Below are 21,123 nucleotides of genomic sequence, written 5' to 3'. Positions count from 1 at the left end.
GAGGTGATAAGCGCCCCGTTAATGGATACCGGTCTAAGTTCAACGTTATATGGTTTTGAGTGGACCGAAGCAGGTGACCCATCGACCATTATAAGCAACGGGTCGAGTTACGCGCCACAAGTAGCGGGTACATATACCGTAGTGGTAACAGATTTGGCCAATGGGTGCACAAGTACAGATACGGCAGTGGTTCAATTGAGCTCACCACCGACCGTAACAGCAACGGTTGCCACCGAGGCTTTTGCAGATAATCACATCATAGAGGTAACGGCAATTGGTGATGGTGCTGCCATATTTGAGTTCAGTATGGACAATGGTCCTTGGGTGAGCAACGAGCCAAATACCAACACCTATACCTTTTCTAACGTGCCTTTTGGGGAGCATGTGGTCCAGGCCAGGGACATCAATGGATGTGGTGTGGCGAGCGACATGGTGCTTGTTATGGATTACCCATTGTTCTTTACGCCCAACAATGATGGGTATAATGATACTTGGCAGGTATTTGGGATAGAGAACCAATTGGATGCCAAGATATTCATCTACGATAGATATGGCAAGCTGTTAAAGCAGTTAAGCCCGACCGGTCCGGGATGGGACGGTACCTACAATGGCGAATTGATGCCGTCAAGTGACTATTGGTTCACCATAGATTACAGGGAATTGGGCGAAAGCGAAGGGGCCCAAAAGCAGTTTAAGGCACACTTTAGTTTAAAGAGGTAAGGGTCAGAAAGGATTTCTCTCGATATAAAACAAAAAAAACTCAGACAAAACATATCTTGTCTGAGTTTTTTTTCATGCTTTTGCTATATACGTATTCATAAAAAGTCATTGTTTAACTAAATTAATTTTATTTAACTTTTTAAGCTTTGATTATATGGAGTTTAATTTAAGTAGTATATTAAGTTAAAAGATGTTGATGTTAATTAAATGCTGTTTAATATTCATGATTTAATCTGTAATCCATAAAAAGCAATTCATTTTTACTTTATAGCATTATTGATGATGATTTAATATGTAATATAAAAATAAAATTTAGGTATATAACAATGAACTATTTTAAAAAAAAACTCAGACAATAAAGACATTGTCTGAGTTCTAATTTATAATAAAATTGTATCGTTTTTAAAGGTTAAATGCAGCAGTAACGGTCACGTTTGTAAATCTGGAATCCAAAGAAGCGCTGCTAGGAAAACCAGAGTTGTTGTATAATCTATATTCCGCAGTTTGTTTGGCTTGATCAAAAGCCAAATCCAATTTAAAGCTTCCAAAACTATAACCCAACCCTAAAGAATAACCTTTTAGGTCTCCTAAGGTGTTACCATTTTTATAAGGACTTTCTTCCAATCTGTAGCCACCTCTTAAACTAAGTTGTTTCAACCTTATTTCACCACCAATTTTATAGGTAGAAGCAGTGGTTAGTTGATTGTTTATAGCGTTGTTTTGTGTTGCAAAATAGGCATCGGATGTTGGTTTGAATTTAGTGTTGCTGTAATCTTTTAAGGAATAGTCAAAACTTATCAATCCGTATTCACCAAAAATATAAGCCAAGCTACCTGTGAATTTTCCAGGAGTTTGAAGATTATAAGAAGGGTAAATATTGATAATGTTAGAGATGTAACCTATATCTGGATCTGCAATGTTGGAATCAATACCTTGAATCAATTCTTCTTCAATTCGGTACCATGTAGGAGAATTATAGGAAAGCCCCAACCTTAAATCATTGGTGATTTTCGCTATGGCACCTAGTTGAAATGAAAAACCTGAACCATAAGTAGAAAGCCAGTTTTCGAAAACAATATTCTTTGTTAAGGAATCTGGATCGTTATTGGTTTCATAGAAGCTTGTGAACTTATCATAATTAATAAAATGGGAGTTCAAATTAATACCAAGATATAATCTATCCTTATAGGAAGTGGCAAAATTTAAAGAGAATTTTCCGTTGTAACCCGAAGAAGCATAATAAAATTCTTGGTAATATGAATCTGCTGGAGCTGTATTTGAAAAATAGTTGGTTTCATCATCATTGGTACTGTTGTCTAGATTCACCGGGTCTATAATCCCTGCCCAGTACCCTAAAAACACTTGCTGAACAGGATATCCATATGCAGGGCTGGAACCAATATCTGCATAAGCTTCTTCAATATATTCTCCTGGTTGCAGTTTCAACACTCCAAAAGGAATAGCTTGTTTTTCCGTAATATCTAAAAAATATCTATCAATGGAGGCTGAATTTGTACCATATGCCAACCAATCGTTGTTGTAATTTTGAACTTTATCATAGGCTGCACTAAACGCAAATTTTGTCCAATCTGAATTTGAATTTCTATTGTAAAAAACAAACGCAGCACCAGTTTGGTTTAAATCAATGTTCGATTCTTTAGAGGTATTGAAACCATTAAAGTATTGAACATCATTTTTTATGTTGTTATTAGATAGAGACAAAGATATATGACTATTATTGAATATGGCTGAACCGGCTGGATTTATGCTTACAGCACTCATGTCTCCCCCTAAAGCGCCAAACGCGCCACTTAAGCCTCTATATCTTGCAGTTCCTTGAATTTCATCCTGTGTGTATCTAACAGCGTCTGTAACATCTTGGGCGTAAATAATACCCGTAGAAAGAATGCCTACGAATAGTAAAAGTAACTTTTTCATATTTTTCTTTTTCTTTTAGTCAATTTTATCTTCTGCCTCTAGAACCACCAGAAACTCTTCCTCCCCCTCCAGATGAAAAGGATGGTGAACTACCAGAAGATCTACTTGGTGAATAAGATCTGCTAGGAGAATTTGTTCTTGGAGTTGAATTTGTTCTTGGCCTAGGCGTAACGTTATTCGATTGTGGCCTTGTTCTAGGTTTTACCGTAGAATTTGGCTTCACAGTAGAATTGTCTCTTGTTCTTGGTCTTACTGTGGAGTTAGGACTAACCGTTGAATTATCCCTGGTTCTTGGTCTAACTGTAGTATTTGATCTAGTATCGGAATTGCTTCTTGTTCTTGGAGTGGCATATCCCAGATTAGAACGTGTTGTTCTAGTTCTGGAATTATAGTAATTATTGGTTCTGTTGTTATAATAGTTACCTGAATAGTAATTTCCACGTCTGCCATAATTGTAGGCTAAACCTCTACCTCCATAAGCATAGTAACCACCATAGTATCCACCATAATAACCTCCATAATACGGGTAACCAGGATACGGATACCACGGACTGTAATAGCCCCAGCCAAAACCGTAATAAGGATAGTATCCACCATAATAATATGGAGAGTACCATGGGTTATAGCCCCAGCCAATACCATAGTTAAACCCGGTGCTAATGGTAATGGAAATGTCATTGCTGTCTTCACCCCAACCTGCATAACTATGATACTCCACATCAGAAGTGTCTTGAGCTACAGCATATTCCCCTTCATAGGAATCAACATCTGTAAAAATAGCATCTTCATTTTCTTCTTCAGGGAGCTGATATTCCAAAGACTTTTCTTTAAAGTAATTTTTATAAAAGGTTTGACTGCTGGTTTCTTTTTCAGTAACCGTAACGGCACCTTCTTGATATTCAACAGGTGTGTCTGAGCTATAAATACCATCATTGTCATTTACGGCATATTGCGATGATCCACAAGATGCCAAAACAGCAAACAAGCTAAAAACAGCTATATATGGTGTTTTAGTTAAAAAGGAGTTATTTATTTGCATATCTCTTGATTTTAATTGTTGAACATAACAAAAATAGTTAGTTTTGCGCAACTATTTTTATATTTAACATAATCACAATATTTGTGCCAAAACCCTGAATATGAGTAAAAATCTTACAAGTAGAGCAGAAGACTATTCTAAATGGTATAACGAACTTGTTGTTAAGGCTGACCTTGCGGAAAATTCTGCCGTTAGAGGATGTATGGTAATTAAGCCTTATGGCTATGCCATTTGGGAGAAGATGCAAGCCGAATTGGACCGTATGTTTAAAGAAACCGGTCATGAAAACGCCTATTTTCCTTTGTTTGTGCCTAAAAGCTTGTTTGAAGCCGAGGAAAAAAATGCCGAAGGTTTTGCCAAAGAATGTGCCATTGTTACTCATTACAGATTACAAAATGATCCTGAGAATCCTGGGAAGTTACGTGTGGATCCAGAGGCAAAGTTAGAGGAAGAACTTATAGTAAGGCCAACTAGTGAGGCTATTATCTGGAACACCTATAAAGGATGGATTCAATCTTATAGGGATTTACCATTGTTAATAAACCAATGGGCAAATGTGGTGCGTTGGGAAATGAGAACGCGATTGTTTTTGCGTACAGCCGAGTTTTTATGGCAAGAAGGACATACAGCTCATGAAACCAAAGCAGAAGCTATTAAAGAAGCAGAATTGATGAACAATGTTTATGCAACATTTGCCGAAAACTTTATGGCAATTCCAGTTGTTAAGGGCGTAAAAACAGAAAGTGAACGTTTTGCAGGTGCTGTAGAAACCTACTGTATTGAAGCTTTAATGCAAGATGGTAAAGCCTTGCAAGCAGGAACATCACACTTTTTAGGTCAGAATTTTGCCAAAGCATTCGATGTGAAGTTTACTTCCAAAGAAGGGAAACAAGATTATGTTTGGGCAACATCTTGGGGAGTTTCTACCAGACTTATGGGAGCTTTAATCATGACCCACAGTGATGATAAAGGATTGGTGTTACCTCCAAATTTGGCTCCTAATCAAGTGGTTATTGTTCCTATTTACAAAACAGATGAGCAGTTAGAAGAAATTACTAAACTTGCAAATTTAATGATGAGCGATTTAAATGCCAAACACATTTCTGTAAAGTTTGATAGTAGAACAACCTTAAGGCCTGGAGCCAAATTTGCACAACACGAATTGCAAGGAGTGCCTTTAAGGATAGCCATTGGGCCTAAGGATTTGGAACATGGAACTGTGGAATTGGCAAGAAGGGATACGCTTACAAAAGAGGTTATTGCATTGGATACCTTAACATCTACTGTTGAAGGATTAATGATTGAGATACAAAATTCTTTATACAAAAAAGCCTTGGAGTTTAGGGATTCCCACATAACTTTAGTGGATAGTTTTGATGATTTTAAAACTGTTTTGGAAACAAAAGGAGGTTTTATTTCTGCTCATTGGGATGGAACAGCAGAAACCGAAGCCAAAATCAAAGAGCTCACAAAAGCCACCATACGATGTATCCCAATAGATGAGATAGCAGAAAATGGAACTTGTGTCTATACAGGAAAACCTTCAAAAGGTAGAGTGTTGTTCGCAAAAGCATATTAATAAAAAATTTTTCAAAAAAAATACAACAAGGTATTGCAACATTTAAAAATAGTTGTATTTTTGCACCCGCTTGAATGACATAAAAGTTAATAAGTATGTCAGGAAGGTTTACAATGGAAACATTGTTAGTTATTTTGAAAAGTATTGCAAGTTTAAATATATAATTATATATTTGCGCACTCAAAACAAAATGGCCCGTTCGTCTATCGGCTAGGACGCCAGGTTTTCATCCTGGTAAGAGGGGTTCGATTCCCCTACGGGCTACAATTTTTATAAAAGAAAGATAATATAATGGCAAATCATAAGTCAGCATTAAAGAGAATTAGAAGTAACGAAGCGAAACGTTTAAGAAATAGATATAAGCATAAAACAACACGTAATGCTATTAAGAGATTACGTGATATGGAATCTAAATCTGAGGCTGAGGCTTTCTTTCCAGAGATTGTATCTATGATTGATAAGTTAGCAAAGAAGAACATTATTCATGCTAACAAAGCTTCTAATTTAAAATCTAAATTGTCCAAACACGTGGCTTCTTTATAAGAAGCACTTAAGATAACTTTTTTAAAAACCTTTCAATTTGAAAGGTTTTTTTTGTGCTTAAAATACATTAGGATGAACAAAACAAAAGCCTTGGGAAACCAAGGCTTTGTTTGTTATTTGTTGTTTCAAAAATATTACCCATTCATTGAAATCAAGAACTCTTCGTTATTTCTGGTCTGTTTAAATCTTTCATTAATAAACTCCATGGCTTCCACAGGGTTCATATCTGCTAGATATTTACGCATGACCCACATTCTTTGAATGGTGTTTTCTTCCAATAATAAATCATCACGTCTGGTACTTGAAGAAGTCAGGTCAATTGCAGGGAAAATTCTACGATTAGAGATTTTTCTATCTAATTGCAGTTCCATGTTTCCAGTTCCTTTAAACTCTTCAAAAATCACTTCATCCATTTTTGAGCCTGTTTCTGTTAATGCTGTAGCAATTATGGTTAAAGATCCACCATTTTCAATATTTCTGGCAGCACCAAAGAAACGTTTTGGCTTGTGTAAGGCATTGGCATCTACACCACCGCTTAATATTTTTCCTGAAGCAGGTTGTACTGTGTTGTATGCTCTGGCCAAACGTGTTATGGAGTCAAGTAAGATTACAACATCGTGACCACATTCCACCAATCTTTTAGCTTTTTCCAAAACGATATCTGCAATTTTTACATGTTCGTGTGCTTCTTTGTCAAAAGTTGAAGCAATAACCTCGCCACGAACATTACGTTGCATGTCTGTTACCTCTTCAGGACGTTCGTCTATAAGCAAAATCATTTGATAAACTTCTGGATGATTGGCAGCAATGGCATTGGCCACATCCTTAAGCAACATGGTTTTACCAGTTTTAGGTTGCGAAACAATCATACCACGTTGACCTTTTCCTATAGGAGAGAACAAATCCATAATTCTTGTTGAAATGGTGCTTTGTCTTTCGGCAATATTAAATTTTTCTTGAGGAAAAAGTGGTGTTAAATGTTCAAAAGACACTCTGTCCCTAACCACTTCTGGGTTTAAACCATTAATCTTGATCACTTTAATTAAGGGAAAATACTTTTCGCCTTCTTTAGGTGGTCTTACGTTTCCAAGAACGGTATCACCTTTCTTTAAGCCAAATAATCTGATTTGGGATTGAGATACATAAATATCATCTGGAGAGGATAAATAATTATAATCTGAAGAACGTAAAAAACCATATCCATCTTGCATTACATCCAAAACCCCTTCACTTTCTATAATGGCGTCAAACTCAAAATCCGGTTCGCGATATCTATTTCTAGTATCCTTGTTCCCGTTGTTGTTTGAATTTTGGTTTTTGTTTTGGTTTTGATTTTTGTTGTCCTTTTTTGAACGATTTTGATTATCGCTTTTAGAACTGCTTTTTTGATCAGCTTTATCCTTATTGCCAGAATCTTTATTGTGGGTTGGTTTGGAAGAACTTTGATGTTGGGGTTTTTGGTTGTCAGCTTTTGGGGTTTCAGCTTTGGGAGCATCTGTTTTGGTGTCTTGCTGAGGTTTGTTGTCGCTTTTTTTGGCTTCCTTATTGGGACGCTGTATGCGCTCTCTTTGTTTTTTTTGCTGTTGAGGCTTTTGGGCTTCGGCTTTTGGAGCTTCTTTTTTAGTGTCCTCTTTAACAACTTCTTTTACTGCTTTTGGGTTTGCAGCTTGGTGATCCAGTATTTGGTATACTAAATCCAGTTTTTTTAATGAACGATATTTGGAAACGTTCAGTTTTTTAGCTATTTCCTGTAACTCAGGAAGCTTCATTTCTTTTAATTGTGAGATTTCAAACATTGATGTTGAATTGAATATTTGTTTTAAAATATTAAAATTGATTTTTTCTGAAAAAAAATTGATTTTATTCTGAAGAATTAACACCTTACAACAGTGGTAGTTGTATTTTGTTATTGCAATTATACAACTTTATTTTATTTATTTTAGTTAATTTATTAAAAAGAAACCATTATTTTTGTCTGCTCAAATTAAGAAAAAAGAATGCTTCAACGAATTCAAACCATATATCTTTTACTGGCTGCTGGTGTTTCTGGTGGACTTATTTATGTGTTTGAATTGTGGACAACCCCAGAAAACGTTAAAGTTTATGCACATGATGTTAATTACATCTTAGCACTGTTCCTGGTGTCTGCTTTTTTCTCTATTTTGTCCATTTCAAGATTTAAACATAGAAAATCCCAATTTATGTTGGGACGACTCAATATATTGTTAAACTTTTTTTTACTAGGATTATTTTTATATCAATCTCTAAATGTATCTGGAGAGACGCAAGTTTCTGAGAAAGGTATTGGGATTTTCCTCCCTATTATTTCTATCGTGTTGTTGGCTTTGGCCAACAAGGCCATTAAGAAGGATGAAGATCTTGTAAAATCTGTAGATAGATTAAGATAAGCCTTACATCTTAGTAGTATTAGTGCGTAAACCCAAGGTGAAGACCTTGGGTTTTTTATTTAACCATATTTTTTTAAAGGTTTAAACGGCTTTAATTTTTTGGATAAAACTTTTCCAAACCAAGGAAACCTGATTTTTTTGGGAGAGAGCTTATCTGTTTTCAAATTCTATAACTTCCAGATCTTTTATGTTGCTGCCATCTATAACAAAACGAAGCATGGTTCTTACTTTATGAAATCCGTATTTTCCAACAGCTCCTGGATTCATGTGCAATAAGTTCAGTTTTTTGTCTGGCATCACTTTCAATATATGCGAATGTCCACAAATAAAAATATCTGGAGGGTTTTTTCTTAAGGCCTCTCTAATTCTCATGTCGTATTTGTTGGGGTAGCCACCAATATGGGTGATCCATACATCAACAGATTCACACATAAACCTGTTGTTTTCAGGGAATTCTGCTCTAACTTCATGGCCATCAATATTTCCAAATACAGCTTTTAAAGGTTTAAGTTTTTTTATTTGGTTGGTTACGTTTAAATCGCCAATGTCTCCAGCGTGCCATACTTCATCAGCGTGTGAGACATGTTTTAAAATGGCATCGTCTATATAACCATGTGTATCGGAAAGTAAGAGTATTTTTTTCATGTGTACATCCCATGAAAATGGGAACCTCATTTATTATTTAACTTTTATTTGAAATTTCAAGACCGATTAAAATTCTATCTTTGCTTTTCACAAAAGTAGGATAATACATTGAGATATTTTTTAGAGCTTTCATATAACGGAACAGATTATCATGGATGGCAAAATCAACCCAATGCCATTTCTGTACAAGAAGTTTTAGAAAACGCTTTGTCCACTTTGCTGAACAGCACTATTGCCATTGTTGGCGCAGGCCGAACGGATGCTGGAGTACATGCCAAACAAATGTTTGCACATTTTGATACCGAATCCAACTTTAAAACAGAAGATTTAATTTATAAATTGAATTCTTTTTTGCCAAATAATATTGCCATTCACAACCTATTTCAGGTGCAACCGGAAGCTCATGCCAGGTTCCATGCCTTAAGTCGTGCATATGTGTACCGTATCTCTTTACAAAAAGATGTTTTTAATTATAATGGCTCTTATTATGTTAAACAACATTTAAATGTGCCCAAGATGCAACAAGCTTCAAAATTATTATTGGGTCATAAAGATTTTCAATGTTTTTCCAAAAGTAATACAGATGTAAAGACGTATTATTGTAATATCATGGAAGCCGAATGGAATTTGGTAGGTCACGAACTGCAATTTTCCATTAAAGCAGATAGGTTTTTAAGAAATATGGTTCGTGCCATTGTGGGCACATTACTAAACATTGGTTTAGGGAAACTGGAGGTAGAAGATTTGCACAGCATCATAGCTTCTAAAAGTAGGAGTGAAGCTGGGTTTTCTGTTCCTGCGCATGGTTTGTATCTGACAGAAGTGACTTATCCGGAAACCATTAAATTAAATAACTAAGAAACATTCCAGGATTGGGAATATATGAGCAAAGTAGATACCATATTGGAAATAGATTTGTTTAAAAAACTTTTAAAGTTTATTAAGCCTTACAAACACATTTTTATTGGCGTGCTTGTAGCTGTTATACTTCTTGCCATTTTTGGCGCATTAAGACCTTATATTTTACAACAAGCCATAGATCAAAAAATTGCAACCAAAACCATAGAAGGGTTTTTGCCTTATATATTAATCATGGCAGCACTTTTAATAGCAGAAGTTGTTTGTCAGTTATTGTTTATCTACTATTCAGGTTATTTGGGTCAAAGTGTGGTTAAAGACATTCGTGTCAAGCTCTTTGATCATATGATTCGTTTTAGGATGAAATATTTCGATAACTCATCCGTAGGTGTTTTAATAACTAGGGCAGTTACTGATATGGAGCGTATTGCAGATGTTTTTGGCGAAGGGTTTTTTATGATTTTTAGGGATTTGCTAACCATGTTGGTAGTCTCCATTGTCATGCTATACATGAATTGGGAACTAAGTTTTATAGTCTTTTTAATGTTGCCACTAGTGCTATATGCAACCAGGTTGTTCCAAAAATACATGAAACGGGCTTTTGAAGAAGTGAGAACCGAAGTTTCAAATTTAAACTCTTTTGTACAGGAGCGTATTACCGGAATGAAAATCCTTCAGTTGTTTACAAGGGAAGAAACCGAATATAAAAAGTTTCAAGAAATAAACTCACGACATAAAAAAGGTTGGCTAAAAACGGTTTGGTACAACTCTATCTTTTTTCCAATTGCAGAGCTGTCTTCCTCGATAACCATTGGACTTATTGCTTGGTATGGCGGATTGAACACCGTTATAGACCAAACAGCCAGTCTGGGTGATTTAACGGCTTTTATCATGATGATACCAATGCTCTTTAGGCCTTTGCGTCAAATTGCTGATAAATTTAATACGCTGCAAATGGGAATGGTAGCAGCCAAAAGGGTTTTTAGGGTTTTGGAAACTACATCGCAAATTGATGATCATGGCACTTTGGAAGTTTCTCATTTCAAGGGTCATATTTCTTTTAAGGAGGTGCGTTTTAGCTATGTGGAAGACGAAGAAGTACTGAAAGGCATTTCTTTTGATGTGGAAGTGGGTGAAACAGTTGCCATAGTTGGAGCAACAGGAGCAGGAAAATCCACCATTATAAATTTGCTCAATAGATTTTACGATATACAAAAAGGAACCATTTGTATAGACGATATTAATATCAAAGAGATAAAACTGGCTTCTTTAAGGACCCAAATTGCTATTGTATTGCAAGACGTATTTTTATTTGCCGATACCATTTTAAGCAATATCACACTCAATAACCCAAACATTTCCTTAGAAGATGTTGAACAGGCAGCAAAAGATATAGGAATTCATGACTTTATTATGAGTTTGCCAAATGCGTATCATTACAATGTAAAAGAAAGAGGCGCCATGTTATCTTCTGGTCAAAGACAACTGATTTCTTTTCTAAGGGCTTATGTTACTAATCCAAGTATTCTGGTATTGGATGAAGCGACATCTTCAGTAGATTCTTATTCCGAACAACTTATTCAAAACGCCACCTATAAAATTACCAAAGGCAGAACATCCATAGTAATTGCACATAGATTGGCTACCATTAAAAAAGCAGATAAGATAATAGTTATGGATGAAGGAAAAATAGTGGAAATTGGCACACATCAAGAATTGCTTAAAATTGAAGATGGTTTTTATAGAAATTTATACGAAGTTCAGTTTTTAAAAGAAGAAGTGCTGTAGATTATAAAATTTAAAAAGTTACTTTTTATTAAAAACTAAGCCAAGTCTTTCTTGATAAGTTGTGTTAACTCTTGCATGTCCTTGAACATAATAAATTCACCATCCTTAAAATAAGAAACCTGGCCAGTTTCTTCGCTCACTACCAAAGCCAAGGCATCTGTTTTTTCTGTGATGCCAACAGCTGCCCGATGTCTTAAGCCAAACCGTTGAGGTAAGTTTTTTTCGTTGCTTACAGGCAAAATAACCCTTGTGGCCTTTACTATATTGTCAACCACTATAATAGCTCCATCATGCAACGGACTGTTTTTAAAAAAAATACTTTCTATAATGGGTTGTGTGATTTTTATACTCATTTCGTCTCCAGTGTTTACCAAAAAATCCAGATTGTTGTTGCATTCAAAAACAATTAGAGCGCCAGTTTTTGTGGAAGACATTTTGTTGCAGGCAGCAACAATGGCATCAACATCTGTTTTATTGTCAGTTTCGGTTTTTAGGAATTTAAGCTGTCCAAAGAATTTCCTGCGTTTGCTAAAATTGGTAGAGCCTACCATTAGTAAAAATTTCCTGATTTCCTGCTGGAAAACCACAATCAAGGCAATAAGCCCAACGCTCATAAACCCTCCCAAAATCTTGCTTAACATTTTCATCTGTAAGGCTTCGGTAAGAAGGTAAATAAAATATATAATCACGATACCAATAAAAATATTGATAGCCACAGTGCCTTTAACAAGCTTATATACATAATAGAGTAGAAGTGCTACAAGTAACACATCTATAATGTCTATAACAGTAAATTTTAATAGGTCGTTAAAAATTTCCAAGCGTTTGGTGTTTTGGTAAATTTAGCAAAATATAGTTAATTAAAGAGAAACTCATCGTTGGCAATTATTAGTTCCTCTTCTTTTAATTTATTTAATTTGGATTTAATACCAATATAGTCCTGAAAACTAAGTTTGTTGTTTAAAAATAATTGTAAGGTCTTTGTTTCGTTAAAGGATGGGAATAGACGTTTTAGGTCTTTTGAAAAAGTAACTAAAGTTGTTTTTAAAGTGTCAATATCCAAACCAATAACTTCTATGTTTAAAGGTGTTTGGCAAACCATAAGGTATTCATTGGGTTTTAAATTATGGTTTTCAGGTTGTTTTTCTTTGTAATATACATTTGTAAACTCAATAAAACCTAGGTTGTTGATACTGGTGTCATGACAGGTGTAATAATTCTTGGCAGCATCGTTTTTATGGATTTCTGCATTGCGCTTTTTGTCCTGCAAAAATTTAATCTTTGGAATTGCTTGTTTCAAGGTTAAGCGTTTGTCTACATTTACCAGCCAGTTTGTGGTACTTATAAGTGTCTTTCTGTTAAGTTCTATACTGTCTTTCTTGGTTTCATCATAAAACAAATAAGCTGGAGAGACATCAATAATTTCAGTGATGTCTGCTTGTTCCATCTCTGGAAGTTGTACTACTTTGTTGTTGTTACAGGATAAGAACAATAACAGGAATACGATATATAAATGTTTCATCATACAGCTTTTAGTTGGTTTAATAGGGTTACACATTCCATGGCTTCTTTAACGTCATGAACCCTTAAAATGGAGGCTCCTTTCTGTAGGGCAACTGTGTTTAAAACGGTTGTTCCATTTAGGGCATCTTTGGGAGCGTTTTTTAAAGTTTTATAAATCATGGATTTTCTGGAGAGGCCTGTTAAAATAGCTTTGTCCAGTGTTTTTAAAAGTTCCAGGTGCTTTAAAAGTTCAAAATTCTGTTCTGTGGTTTTTGCAAACCCAAAACCTGGATCTATTATCACATCTATAATTCCCAGGGCATGTGCTTTGGCAATTCTTTCAGAGAAATAGAACAAAATATCTTTCATAAGATTCTTGTAGTCGGTTTGCTGTTGCATGGTTTGTGGCGTCCCTTTCATGTGCATCATAATGTAGGGCACTTTAAGTTTTGCTATTGTAGGAAGCATGTTTTCATCCAATTTTCCGGCAGAAATGTCATTAATCAATGCAGCACCAGCTTCAATACCATGTTTGGCTACCTGACTTCTAAAAGTATCTATGGAAATTAAAATTTCTGGAAATTCTTTTATAATTAAAGAAATTATGGGCAGTAAGCGTTTTAGTTCTTCAGCTTCTTCAATATGTGTTGCATTTGGTCTGGAACTATAAGCGCCAATATCAACAAAAGTGGCTCCAGATTTCAACATGATATAAACTTGGGAAAGAATGTCGCTTTCGTTTTTGTATTTGCCACCATCGTAGAAGGAGTCTGGTGTCAGGTTTAAAATTCCCATGACTTTTGGAGTGGATAAATCAATGAGGTTGCCTTTGCAATTAATAGTCATATAAGTATTTCAAGTTCAAAATTAATAAAGCAAAATTAATATAATCACAATAAAACATTCGTGTATTCGTGACAAAATAAAAACATTCCTTAAGGAACTTTGAACTCTGAATTATTTAAGCGAAATTTACGCAAAATTCATTTTAATCCATGCAAGATACTTCAAAACAATACGACGCTGTAATAAAAACATGTAGAGACTTATTCATTAAAAAAATGAAGGATTACGGTAGTGCTTGGCGTATTTTACGTTTGCCATCGCTTAGAGATCAAATTTTTATTAAAGCAAAACGTATTCGTGGTTTGCAAGAAAACAAGGTGCAAAAAGTTAACGAAGGTCAAGAGAGTGAGTTTATAGGTATTGTTAATTATTGTGTAATGGCGTTGGTGCAATTGGAAAAGGGCGTGGTTGAGCAACCGGATTTTTCCATAGATGAAGCCATAAAATTATATGATGAAAAGGTGGCTGTAACCAAACAGCTTATGATGGACAAAAACCATGACTATGGCGAAGCTTGGCGAGATATGCTAGTTAGTAGTTTAACCGACCTGATTCTTCAAAAGTTACTGAGAGTTAAACAAATTGAAGAAAATAAAAGAGAAACTTTAGTGAGCGAAGGTCTTGAAGCCAATTATCAAGACATGATTAATTATGCAGTTTTTGCTTTGATTCATTTAAATAATAAATAAACAAATGTCATGCTGAACTAGCCTGCACTGAGCGCAGTCGAAGTGAAGCATCTCAAATATATAAACATGAAATACATAGTAAACATCAGTAGAATTTTAGTAGGCGTATTATTCATTATCTCAGGATTTGTTAAACTCAATGATCCCTTAGGGTTTTCGTATAAACTACAAGAATATTTTAGTGCAGATGTGTTGAACATTCCATTTTTGGAACCATATGCATTGGGGATTTCCATTTTTGTGGTCATTTTTGAAGTTATTTTAGGGGTTTTTCTGCTTATAGGTTACAAACCAAAATTTACAGTTTGGAGTTTGTTGGGAATGATTGTGTTTTTCACTTTCTTGACATTTTATTCAGCTTATTTCGAAAAAGTAAAGGATTGTGGTTGTTTTGGAGATGCCATTCCATTAACGCCTTGGGAAAGTTTTACCAAAGATGTTGTGTTGCTCATACTTATTTTAATCTTGTTTTTTGGCGTAAAACACATCAAACCTATTTTCAGTAAATTGGGTTTAACCGTTGTGGCTTTATTAAGTTTTATAGGTTGTTTATGGTTTGGTTACCATGTGCTGATGCACTTGCCATCTATAGATTTTAGAGCGTATGCCGTAGGCAAGAACATAATGGATGGGATGATTGTTCCAGAAGATGCGCCAAAACCTGTACAGGAATTTACTTGGACCTTTAAGGTGAATGGCGAAGAAAAAGAATTCGTTACCAATGGAAGCTACCCAGAAGTGGATGGCGAATATGTAGGTGTGGAAACCAAAATTATTGAAGAAGGATACGATCCTCCAGTAAAAGACTTTTCCATAGAAACCGAAGACGAAGATTTTACCGAATATTATTTGAATGAAGACCATCTCATAATGATCGTGATGTACAATCTGGACACTGCAGAAAAAGAAGGTGTGGTAAAATTAAAAGCATTTTCAGACGAAGCACTCAAAAAAGGGTATACCGTAATTGGGATGACAGCTTCAGGAGAAGAAGCCAAACAACGCATGAAAGACCAATACAAGCTTAATTTCGACTTTTTCCTTTGTGACGAAAAAGCCCTAAAAACAGTTGTTCGTTCCAGTCCAGGAATTTTAAAATTGCAAAAAGGAACGGTTATACAAAAAGTACATTGGAACGATCTGGAAGATATAAACCTTTAGTTTGTAATTTCAAGAAACAGTTTTCAAAAAAAATGCTAGAACTTGCGCCTTGGCAAAAGAGTTTTGGCTAATAACACAATAACAAACAACAAAGCGCCTGATAAGCTATATATTAAATAAAACCTTTTATGCTTTGCTCACTCTATTTGGAGTAGTTACTGTGATATTCTTTTTATTTAATGTACTTCCTGGAGATCCGGCACAAATGATGCTTGGTCAAAACGAAGACAGTGCACAATTGGAGCTCGTTAAGCAAAAATATGGTTTCGATAAACCCATTAGTACGCAGTATTTTTATTATTTAAACGATTTATCGCCAATCTCGTTTCATTCGCAAACAAAAACGGATTACACCTATTTAAGAGAAGGGAAATATTCAGCAATATCCTTATTTTCAATAGGAAATACAACAACTGTTATAAAATTACCTTATTTAAGGGAATCCTTTACCAAACAAGGCAAAAAGGTGAGTCAGGTGTTGGCAGAAACACTTCCAAATACCTTTGTGTTGGCAGTAAGTGCCATATGTATTGCCCTATTAATAGGTTTGGTATTGGGCGTGGTTTCGGCATTGTACAAAGATACTTGGTTAGACAAAGCCATTCAAATAGTTAGTACAATTGGTATGAGCGTACCTTCGTTTTTTAGTGCCATTTTATTTGCCTGGTTGTTTGGTTTTGTGCTTCATAAATATACCCATTTGGAAATGACAGGCAGTTTATACGAATTGGACGATTATGGCGAAGCCATGCACATTCAATGGAAAAACTTAATTTTACCAGCCATAGTTTTGGGCATTCGCCCTTTGGCTGTGGTTATTCAACTCATGCGAAATTCGTTGTTGGAAGTGTTCAATCAAGATTATATTCGTACAGCTAGGGCTAAAGGCTTAAGCGAGTTTCAAATTATTAGAAAACATGCCATTAAAAATGCTCTAAACCCAGTAGTTACTGCTATTTCTGGTTGGTTTGCCTCCATGTTGGCTGGAGCTGTTTTTGTAGAGTACATCTTTGGATGGAATGGTTTGGGGAAAGAAATAGTAAATGCTTTAAACACACTGGATTTACCAGTAATCATGGGTTCTGTGTTAATTATAGCCTTGTTGTTTATAATTATCAATATTTTTGTGGATATTATTTATGCTTGGTTGGACCCTAAAGTAACTTTAGAATAAAAGAATTATGAGAAAAAACATTGTTGCAGGAAACTGGAAAATGAATAATGATTTAGCTATGACAGAATCATTAATCACTGAACTTAAAAAGCAATCGCAAACGTCCAATGCTGAGGTCATGATTGCACCAACCTTTACAAATCTTTGGCATGCTTTTGAAGCCCTAAGACAATCAAACATTGAAGTTATTGCTCAAAACATGCACTTTGCCGAATCTGGTGCCTACACAGGTGAGATTAGTGCAGACATGCTTAAAAGTGTTGGTGTGCAAACCGTTATCCTAGGGCATAGCGAACGTCGCGCTTATTTTAACGAAACCGATGATTTGTTGGCTAAAAAAGTAGATGCAGCTTTAAAAAACAATATGCGTGTTATTTTTTGTTTTGGAGAAGAACTTGCTGATAGAAAATCGGGAAAGGAAGAAACTGTCGTGGAAGCCCAAATTAAACATGCCCTGTTTCATTTACAAGCAGATGCTTTTAAACATATTATTTTGGCTTACGAACCTGTTTGGGCTATTGGAACAGGTGAAACGGCAAGTCCAGAACAAGCTCAGGACATGCATGCTTTTATTAGAAAAACATTATCCAAAAAATATGGTGATGAAACAGCAAATACAGTTTCTATTTTATATGGTGGATCTGTAAAACCTGGTAACGCTAAAGAAATTTTTTCAAAACCAGATGTGGATGGAGGCTTGATTGGTGGAGCAGCATTAAATGCTGAAGATTTTTACAGCATAGTTAATGCTTTTTGAGAAACCTTGTGAAACTTTGTGATTCTGTTCGAATCTCTATGAAACTTAATAATGATTATGTCTAATACTATATATATTGGTTACTATTTTAAGGTAAATCCTTTGCGGCCAGCTACTGAAATTTTAATAGCTGAATTAGGTTATGCAGGCTTTGAAAGTTTTGTGGAAACCGAAGAAGGCGTGACAGCTTATATTCAAAAGGATGACTGGTATGATGCTATTTTAGAGGATATCCAGATTTTGAATTCAGAAGAATTTGAGATAAATTATTCATTTGAAGAAATAGAACAAGTAAACTGGAACCAAGAATGGGAAAAGAATTTCAGCCCTATTGTGGTTGAAAATGAATGTTCTGTTCGCGCGCCTTTTCATGAAAAACCTGATACAAAATTTGATATTGTTATAGAACCAAAAATGAGTTTTGGAACTGGTCATCATGAAACCACGCACATGATGATTCAACATATTTTAAAAAACGATTTTGATGGAAAATCGGTTTTGGATATGGGTTGTGGCACAGGGGTTTTAGCCATTTTAGCAGAAATGAAAGGAGCCAAGCCAATAGATGCCATAGATTACGATAATTGGTGTTATTTGAACAGTTTGGAAAATGTGGATCGAAATAACTGTAAACACATAACAGTATGTGAAGGAGATGCAAATCTATTGGAAGGGAGGTCTTACGATGTGATTATAGCAAACATCAATAGAAACATATTGTTAAATGACATGGAAGCCTATGTGAAAAGTTTAAATGCAAATGGCACCTTGTTTTTAAGTGGTTTTTATGTAGATGATATTCCGGTTATTGAACAAGCATGCAATAAACATCACTTAAAACTCGTTGAAACTATTGAAAAAAACCAATGGGTTGCTTTAAAATTTTTAAATTAGTAGTTTAAAAGGAATAGCCATGAGTACTAAAGAAAAAATACAAGAACAAGGTAGTGTTGATACTTTAGAACAAAAAAACAATGAGATTGTTTTATATAACGACGATGTAAACACCTTCGATCATGTTATTAACACTTTAATTTATGCTTGTGAACACACGCCGGAACAAGCCGAACAATGTTCCATAATTGTGCATTACAAAGGTAAATGTACAGTTAAAACTGGCGCATACAAAGAACTTGAGCCAAGGTGTTCCATGTTGTTGGATGCAGGTTTAAGTGCAGAAATAGTTTAAACTTCAAAATAAAATTCAAAAAAGACTTTATTCCTTAGCAGTTTTTTCGCTTTTCATAACAAGGGTTCTGTAAGGGAATGGAATTTCTATACCTTCTTTATCAAAACGTTTTTTTATGCTTTCCAATACATCACATCTTAAAGTAAAGGCATCGGAATAATTATTGGCCCAAGACCAGGCCCTTATAGTCATGGAAGAATCATTTAGTTGTGTCAAGGCCGTTTTTACTATTGGCAAACCTTCCATTTTCTCCAGCTCTGTTCGATTGTCTAATATCAAGGGATGATTTTCACATTCTTCCCTCATTATCTGTTTGGCCAAATCGATGTCACTATCATAAGAAATCCCTATTTCAATGCGTTCGCAACATTTTAACTCACCCAAATCATAATTAATCAATTTTTCTTTGTTAATTATGGAATTTGGAATTACAATCATCTTGTTTTCAAAATTTCTAATCACTGTGTGACGTAAAGTAATATCTGTTACTGTACCAACCATGGTGTCTGTCACTTTTACCCTGTCCCCAATTCTAAAAGGTTTAAAGGAAATTATAAACAAGCCTCCCACAAGATTGGACAGAGCTTCTTGCGACGATATACCTACAATTAGGGTTATGACTCCGGCACCACCCAAAGCCGTTTGTGCAACGCCTTTTAAGGAAGGGAAAGCCAAAAGACAAAGCATGCCCCCAATAAAATAGATGCCAGCAAGAACCACATATCTTAAAAACTTAAAACTGGTGGGATCGTGTTGATTTTCTATTTTTTTCTTGATATCTATCTTAAACCACAAATTAACCGTAGTTGCCACAATAATGGTAATGGCCAGGACAATGCCTATATAAAGAGCTGTTTTAAAGTTTTCTATAATTACCCCTTTGTTTTGGTTTTCAACAAAAAGATAACTTAATGCAATAATGCCCAAAACCAACCAAAGCGTGTTTAAGATTCTCTTTAATAAATTGGAAGCTCTAGGAGGATCGTTTGGAAACTTTCGTTTTTTTTCATTAATCAACCATAGGTGTAGTCTATTGGTTAAAATCCTTAAAGCAAATATTAAAGCAATTACAGTTATACTGTAAATAATATCTTGTTTGTGTGTTTCTATAAACTCTATCATATGGATAATTCCTGTGTACAAAATATAACAGATGACTAATTTATTCTTTTAATTTTGAATTTTAAATGTATTTAAATGCTTTTTACCTTTTAAAAATTTTCAAGATAGGTTTTAAATAAGTTGTTATTAAAATGTAACACTTCAACACATTATCCTGATCCAATAATTATTTAGAAGTGCATTGATTGAAATTTCAACAAATGTCACAGCAATTATTTAAAAAGCTTATTAAGGAACATATCTAAGGTAGTTTTGGATGTGCTTAGTGGTTATGCTCTTTTAATGCTAGGATACGGGATATATTCTGTGTTGTCTCCTTTAATTTTATCAAAGGCTTGATCTTTCCATTTTTGTTTGGCTTTTTCAATTAATTCTTTATCTGAAGCCACAAAATTCCAATCGATAAAGCGTTCTTCGGGAAAAGGCTCTCCTCCAAAAATATAAATGGTACTGTTCTCCTGAATTGTAAATTCGCAAAGAGTGCTGTCTTTTGCCACCAGCAATTGTTTGGGTTCATAAATGTTTCCCTCACTCTCAATGGCACCATTTAAAATATACAATCCAGCTTCACCATAAAGTGCATTACCAATATTTACCACTTGTTTGGTTTTACTTTTTATTTCTAGCATAAACAGGTTGCTAAAAATAGGTACTGGCGATTTTTTACCAAAAGCTTCGCCAGCCACTAGTTTAAACTGCAGGTCGCCATCGGTCCATGCAGGAATGTCTTTTTCTTCAATATGTGAAAATTGTGGCTCCATTTGCTCCAAATCTTTTGGCAAAGCCACCCAAATTTGCAAACCATGCATGTATAGTGGCGAGTCTCGCAGATACTCTGGAGTTCGCTCGGAATGTACAATTCCTTTTCCGGCTGTCATCCAATTGACAGCACCTGGTTTTATCTCTATTTCATTTCCAAGCGTATCGCGATGCATAATGCTACCTTCAAATAAAAATGTAAGTGTTGAAAGCCCTATATGTGGATGTGGCAACACATCAAAGTTTTGGCGCTCGTTTAATTTAACGGGTCCCATATGGTCAATGTAAATAAAAGGCCCAACCATTCGTTTTTGGCGAAATGGCAATAAACGTCCTACCATAAATTTACCAATATTGGCAGCTCGTTCTTCTATAATAAGTTTGATGTTTGACATACTATGTAAA

21 protein-coding genes and 1 tRNA gene are annotated in these 21,123 nt (G+C 35.1%); 13 read left to right on the top strand and 9 right to left on the bottom strand.

All coding sequences use genetic code 11. The features are described 5' to 3' along the window. On the top strand, positions 1-720 hold a 720-nt coding region (locus D778_RS08830; RefSeq protein ID WP_238307634.1), incomplete at its 5' end, for a T9SS type B sorting domain-containing protein. Between the two features lie 402 nt (positions 721-1,122). Here D778_RS08830 and D778_RS08825 read toward each other — a convergent pair. Together D778_RS08825 and D778_RS08820 are read right to left on the bottom strand one after the other, a co-directional pair. Further along, complete coding sequence (locus D778_RS08825) at positions 1,123-2,658, bottom strand: OmpP1/FadL family transporter (protein ID WP_007649802.1); 1,536 nt, start codon at positions 2,656-2,658, stop codon at positions 1,123-1,125. A 25-nt stretch (positions 2,659-2,683) separates the two neighbouring features. Continuing rightward, positions 2,684-3,697 carry a hypothetical protein gene (locus D778_RS08820; protein WP_007649800.1) on the bottom strand — a complete coding sequence of 338 codons (1,014 nt, stop codon included), beginning with the start codon at positions 3,695-3,697 and terminating at the stop codon, positions 2,684-2,686. Between the two features lie 100 nt (positions 3,698-3,797). On the opposite strand from D778_RS08820, the gene proS reads away from it, so the two are divergent. The 3 genes from proS (at position 3,798) to rpsT (ending at position 5,819) form a co-directional block, all read left to right on the top strand. Beyond that, positions 3,798-5,276: a proline--tRNA ligase gene (gene proS / locus D778_RS08815; RefSeq protein ID WP_007649798.1), complete on the top strand. Its 1,479-nt coding sequence runs from the start codon at positions 3,798-3,800 to the stop codon at positions 5,274-5,276. A 192-nt stretch (positions 5,277-5,468) separates the two neighbouring features. Beyond that, a tRNA-Glu gene (locus tag D778_RS08810) sits at positions 5,469-5,540 on the top strand. A 27-nt stretch (positions 5,541-5,567) separates the two neighbouring features. Next, positions 5,568-5,819, top strand: coding sequence for a 30S ribosomal protein S20 (rpsT, locus tag D778_RS08805; RefSeq protein WP_040491933.1), 252 nt, complete (start codon positions 5,568-5,570; stop codon positions 5,817-5,819). A gap of 134 nt (positions 5,820-5,953) precedes the next feature. On the opposite strand, the gene rho is transcribed toward rpsT, so the two are convergent. Continuing rightward, positions 5,954-7,615, bottom strand: a complete 1,662-nt coding sequence (rho, locus tag D778_RS08800) for a transcription termination factor Rho (RefSeq protein ID WP_007649792.1) — start codon at positions 7,613-7,615, stop codon at positions 5,954-5,956. Between the two features lie 201 nt (positions 7,616-7,816). On the opposite strand from rho, the gene D778_RS08795 reads away from it, so the two are divergent. Then, positions 7,817-8,227 carry a DUF4293 domain-containing protein gene (locus D778_RS08795; RefSeq protein ID WP_007649791.1) on the top strand — a complete coding sequence of 137 codons (411 nt, stop codon included), beginning with the start codon at positions 7,817-7,819 and terminating at the stop codon, positions 8,225-8,227. 150 nt (positions 8,228-8,377) lie between these two features. On the opposite strand, the gene D778_RS08790 is transcribed toward D778_RS08795, so the two are convergent. Then, the gene (locus D778_RS08790; RefSeq protein WP_040491932.1) at positions 8,378-8,872 is read right to left on the bottom strand and encodes a metallophosphoesterase family protein; all 495 of its coding nucleotides are present in this window, start codon (positions 8,870-8,872) and stop codon (positions 8,378-8,380) included. A 108-nt stretch (positions 8,873-8,980) separates the two neighbouring features. On the opposite strand from D778_RS08790, the gene truA reads away from it, so the two are divergent. Together truA and D778_RS08780 are read left to right on the top strand one after the other, a co-directional pair. Continuing rightward, a complete protein-coding gene (truA, locus tag D778_RS08785; protein WP_007649788.1) occupies positions 8,981-9,730 on the top strand; it encodes a tRNA pseudouridine(38-40) synthase TruA in 750 nt (249 codons plus the stop codon). A 24-nt stretch (positions 9,731-9,754) separates the two neighbouring features. Beyond that, a complete protein-coding gene (locus D778_RS08780; protein ID WP_007649787.1) occupies positions 9,755-11,518 on the top strand; it encodes an ABC transporter ATP-binding protein in 1,764 nt (587 codons plus the stop codon). A gap of 35 nt (positions 11,519-11,553) precedes the next feature. On the opposite strand, the gene cdaA is transcribed toward D778_RS08780, so the two are convergent. Genes cdaA through folP form a run of 3 tightly spaced genes read right to left on the bottom strand, consistent with a single transcriptional unit; the run spans position 11,554 to position 13,867 of the window. Further along, entirely contained in the window at positions 11,554-12,339 is a 786-nt protein-coding gene (gene cdaA, locus D778_RS08775) for a diadenylate cyclase CdaA (RefSeq protein ID WP_007649784.1), read from the bottom strand. Positions 12,340-12,374: 35 nt separating this feature from the next. Further along, entirely contained in the window at positions 12,375-13,043 is a 669-nt protein-coding gene (locus tag D778_RS14195) for a hypothetical protein (protein ID WP_155949929.1), read from the bottom strand. Further along, positions 13,040-13,867 (bottom strand): dihydropteroate synthase, encoded by an 828-nt coding sequence (gene folP / locus D778_RS08765; RefSeq protein WP_007649777.1) that lies wholly within the window; start codon positions 13,865-13,867, stop codon positions 13,040-13,042. Before folP ends, D778_RS14195 begins: the two co-directional genes overlap by 4 nt. 149 nt (positions 13,868-14,016) lie before the next feature. Between folP and D778_RS08760 the strand changes: the two genes are divergently transcribed. The 6 genes from D778_RS08760 (at position 14,017) to D778_RS08735 (ending at position 18,837) form a co-directional block, all read left to right on the top strand. Beyond that, a complete protein-coding gene (locus D778_RS08760) occupies positions 14,017-14,556 on the top strand; it encodes a DUF1599 domain-containing protein (protein ID WP_007649776.1) in 540 nt (179 codons plus the stop codon). 66 nt (positions 14,557-14,622) lie between these two features. Next, a complete protein-coding gene (locus D778_RS08755) occupies positions 14,623-15,717 on the top strand; it encodes a BT_3928 family protein (protein WP_007649774.1) in 1,095 nt (364 codons plus the stop codon). A gap of 97 nt (positions 15,718-15,814) precedes the next feature. Beyond that, positions 15,815-16,891 carry an ABC transporter permease gene (locus D778_RS08750; RefSeq protein WP_040491930.1) on the top strand — a complete coding sequence of 359 codons (1,077 nt, stop codon included), beginning with the start codon at positions 15,815-15,817 and terminating at the stop codon, positions 16,889-16,891. 7 nt (positions 16,892-16,898) lie between these two features. Further along, positions 16,899-17,648: a triose-phosphate isomerase gene (gene tpiA / locus D778_RS08745; protein WP_007649770.1), complete on the top strand. Its 750-nt coding sequence runs from the start codon at positions 16,899-16,901 to the stop codon at positions 17,646-17,648. Positions 17,649-17,705: 57 nt separating this feature from the next. Further along, complete coding sequence (prmA, locus tag D778_RS08740; RefSeq protein WP_040491962.1) at positions 17,706-18,542, top strand: 50S ribosomal protein L11 methyltransferase; 837 nt, start codon at positions 17,706-17,708, stop codon at positions 18,540-18,542. Between the two features lie 19 nt (positions 18,543-18,561). Beyond that, a complete protein-coding gene (locus tag D778_RS08735) occupies positions 18,562-18,837 on the top strand; it encodes an ATP-dependent Clp protease adaptor ClpS (protein ID WP_007649761.1) in 276 nt (91 codons plus the stop codon). Positions 18,838-18,864: 27 nt separating this feature from the next. Here D778_RS08735 and D778_RS08730 read toward each other — a convergent pair whose 3' ends face one another. Both D778_RS08730 and D778_RS08725 read right to left on the bottom strand, forming a co-directional pair. After that, entirely contained in the window at positions 18,865-19,959 is a 1,095-nt protein-coding gene (locus D778_RS08730) for a mechanosensitive ion channel family protein (protein WP_007649759.1), read from the bottom strand. 269 nt (positions 19,960-20,228) lie between these two features. After that, a complete protein-coding gene (locus D778_RS08725; protein ID WP_007649757.1) occupies positions 20,229-21,113 on the bottom strand; it encodes a pirin family protein in 885 nt (294 codons plus the stop codon). Positions 21,114-21,123 lie beyond the last annotated feature (10 nt).

The organism is Xanthomarina gelatinilytica, from assembly GCF_000348685.1.
GTDB classification, from domain to species: domain Bacteria; phylum Bacteroidota; class Bacteroidia; order Flavobacteriales; family Flavobacteriaceae; genus Xanthomarina; species Xanthomarina gelatinilytica.
This window is presented reverse-complemented; position numbering and strand designations above follow the sequence as displayed.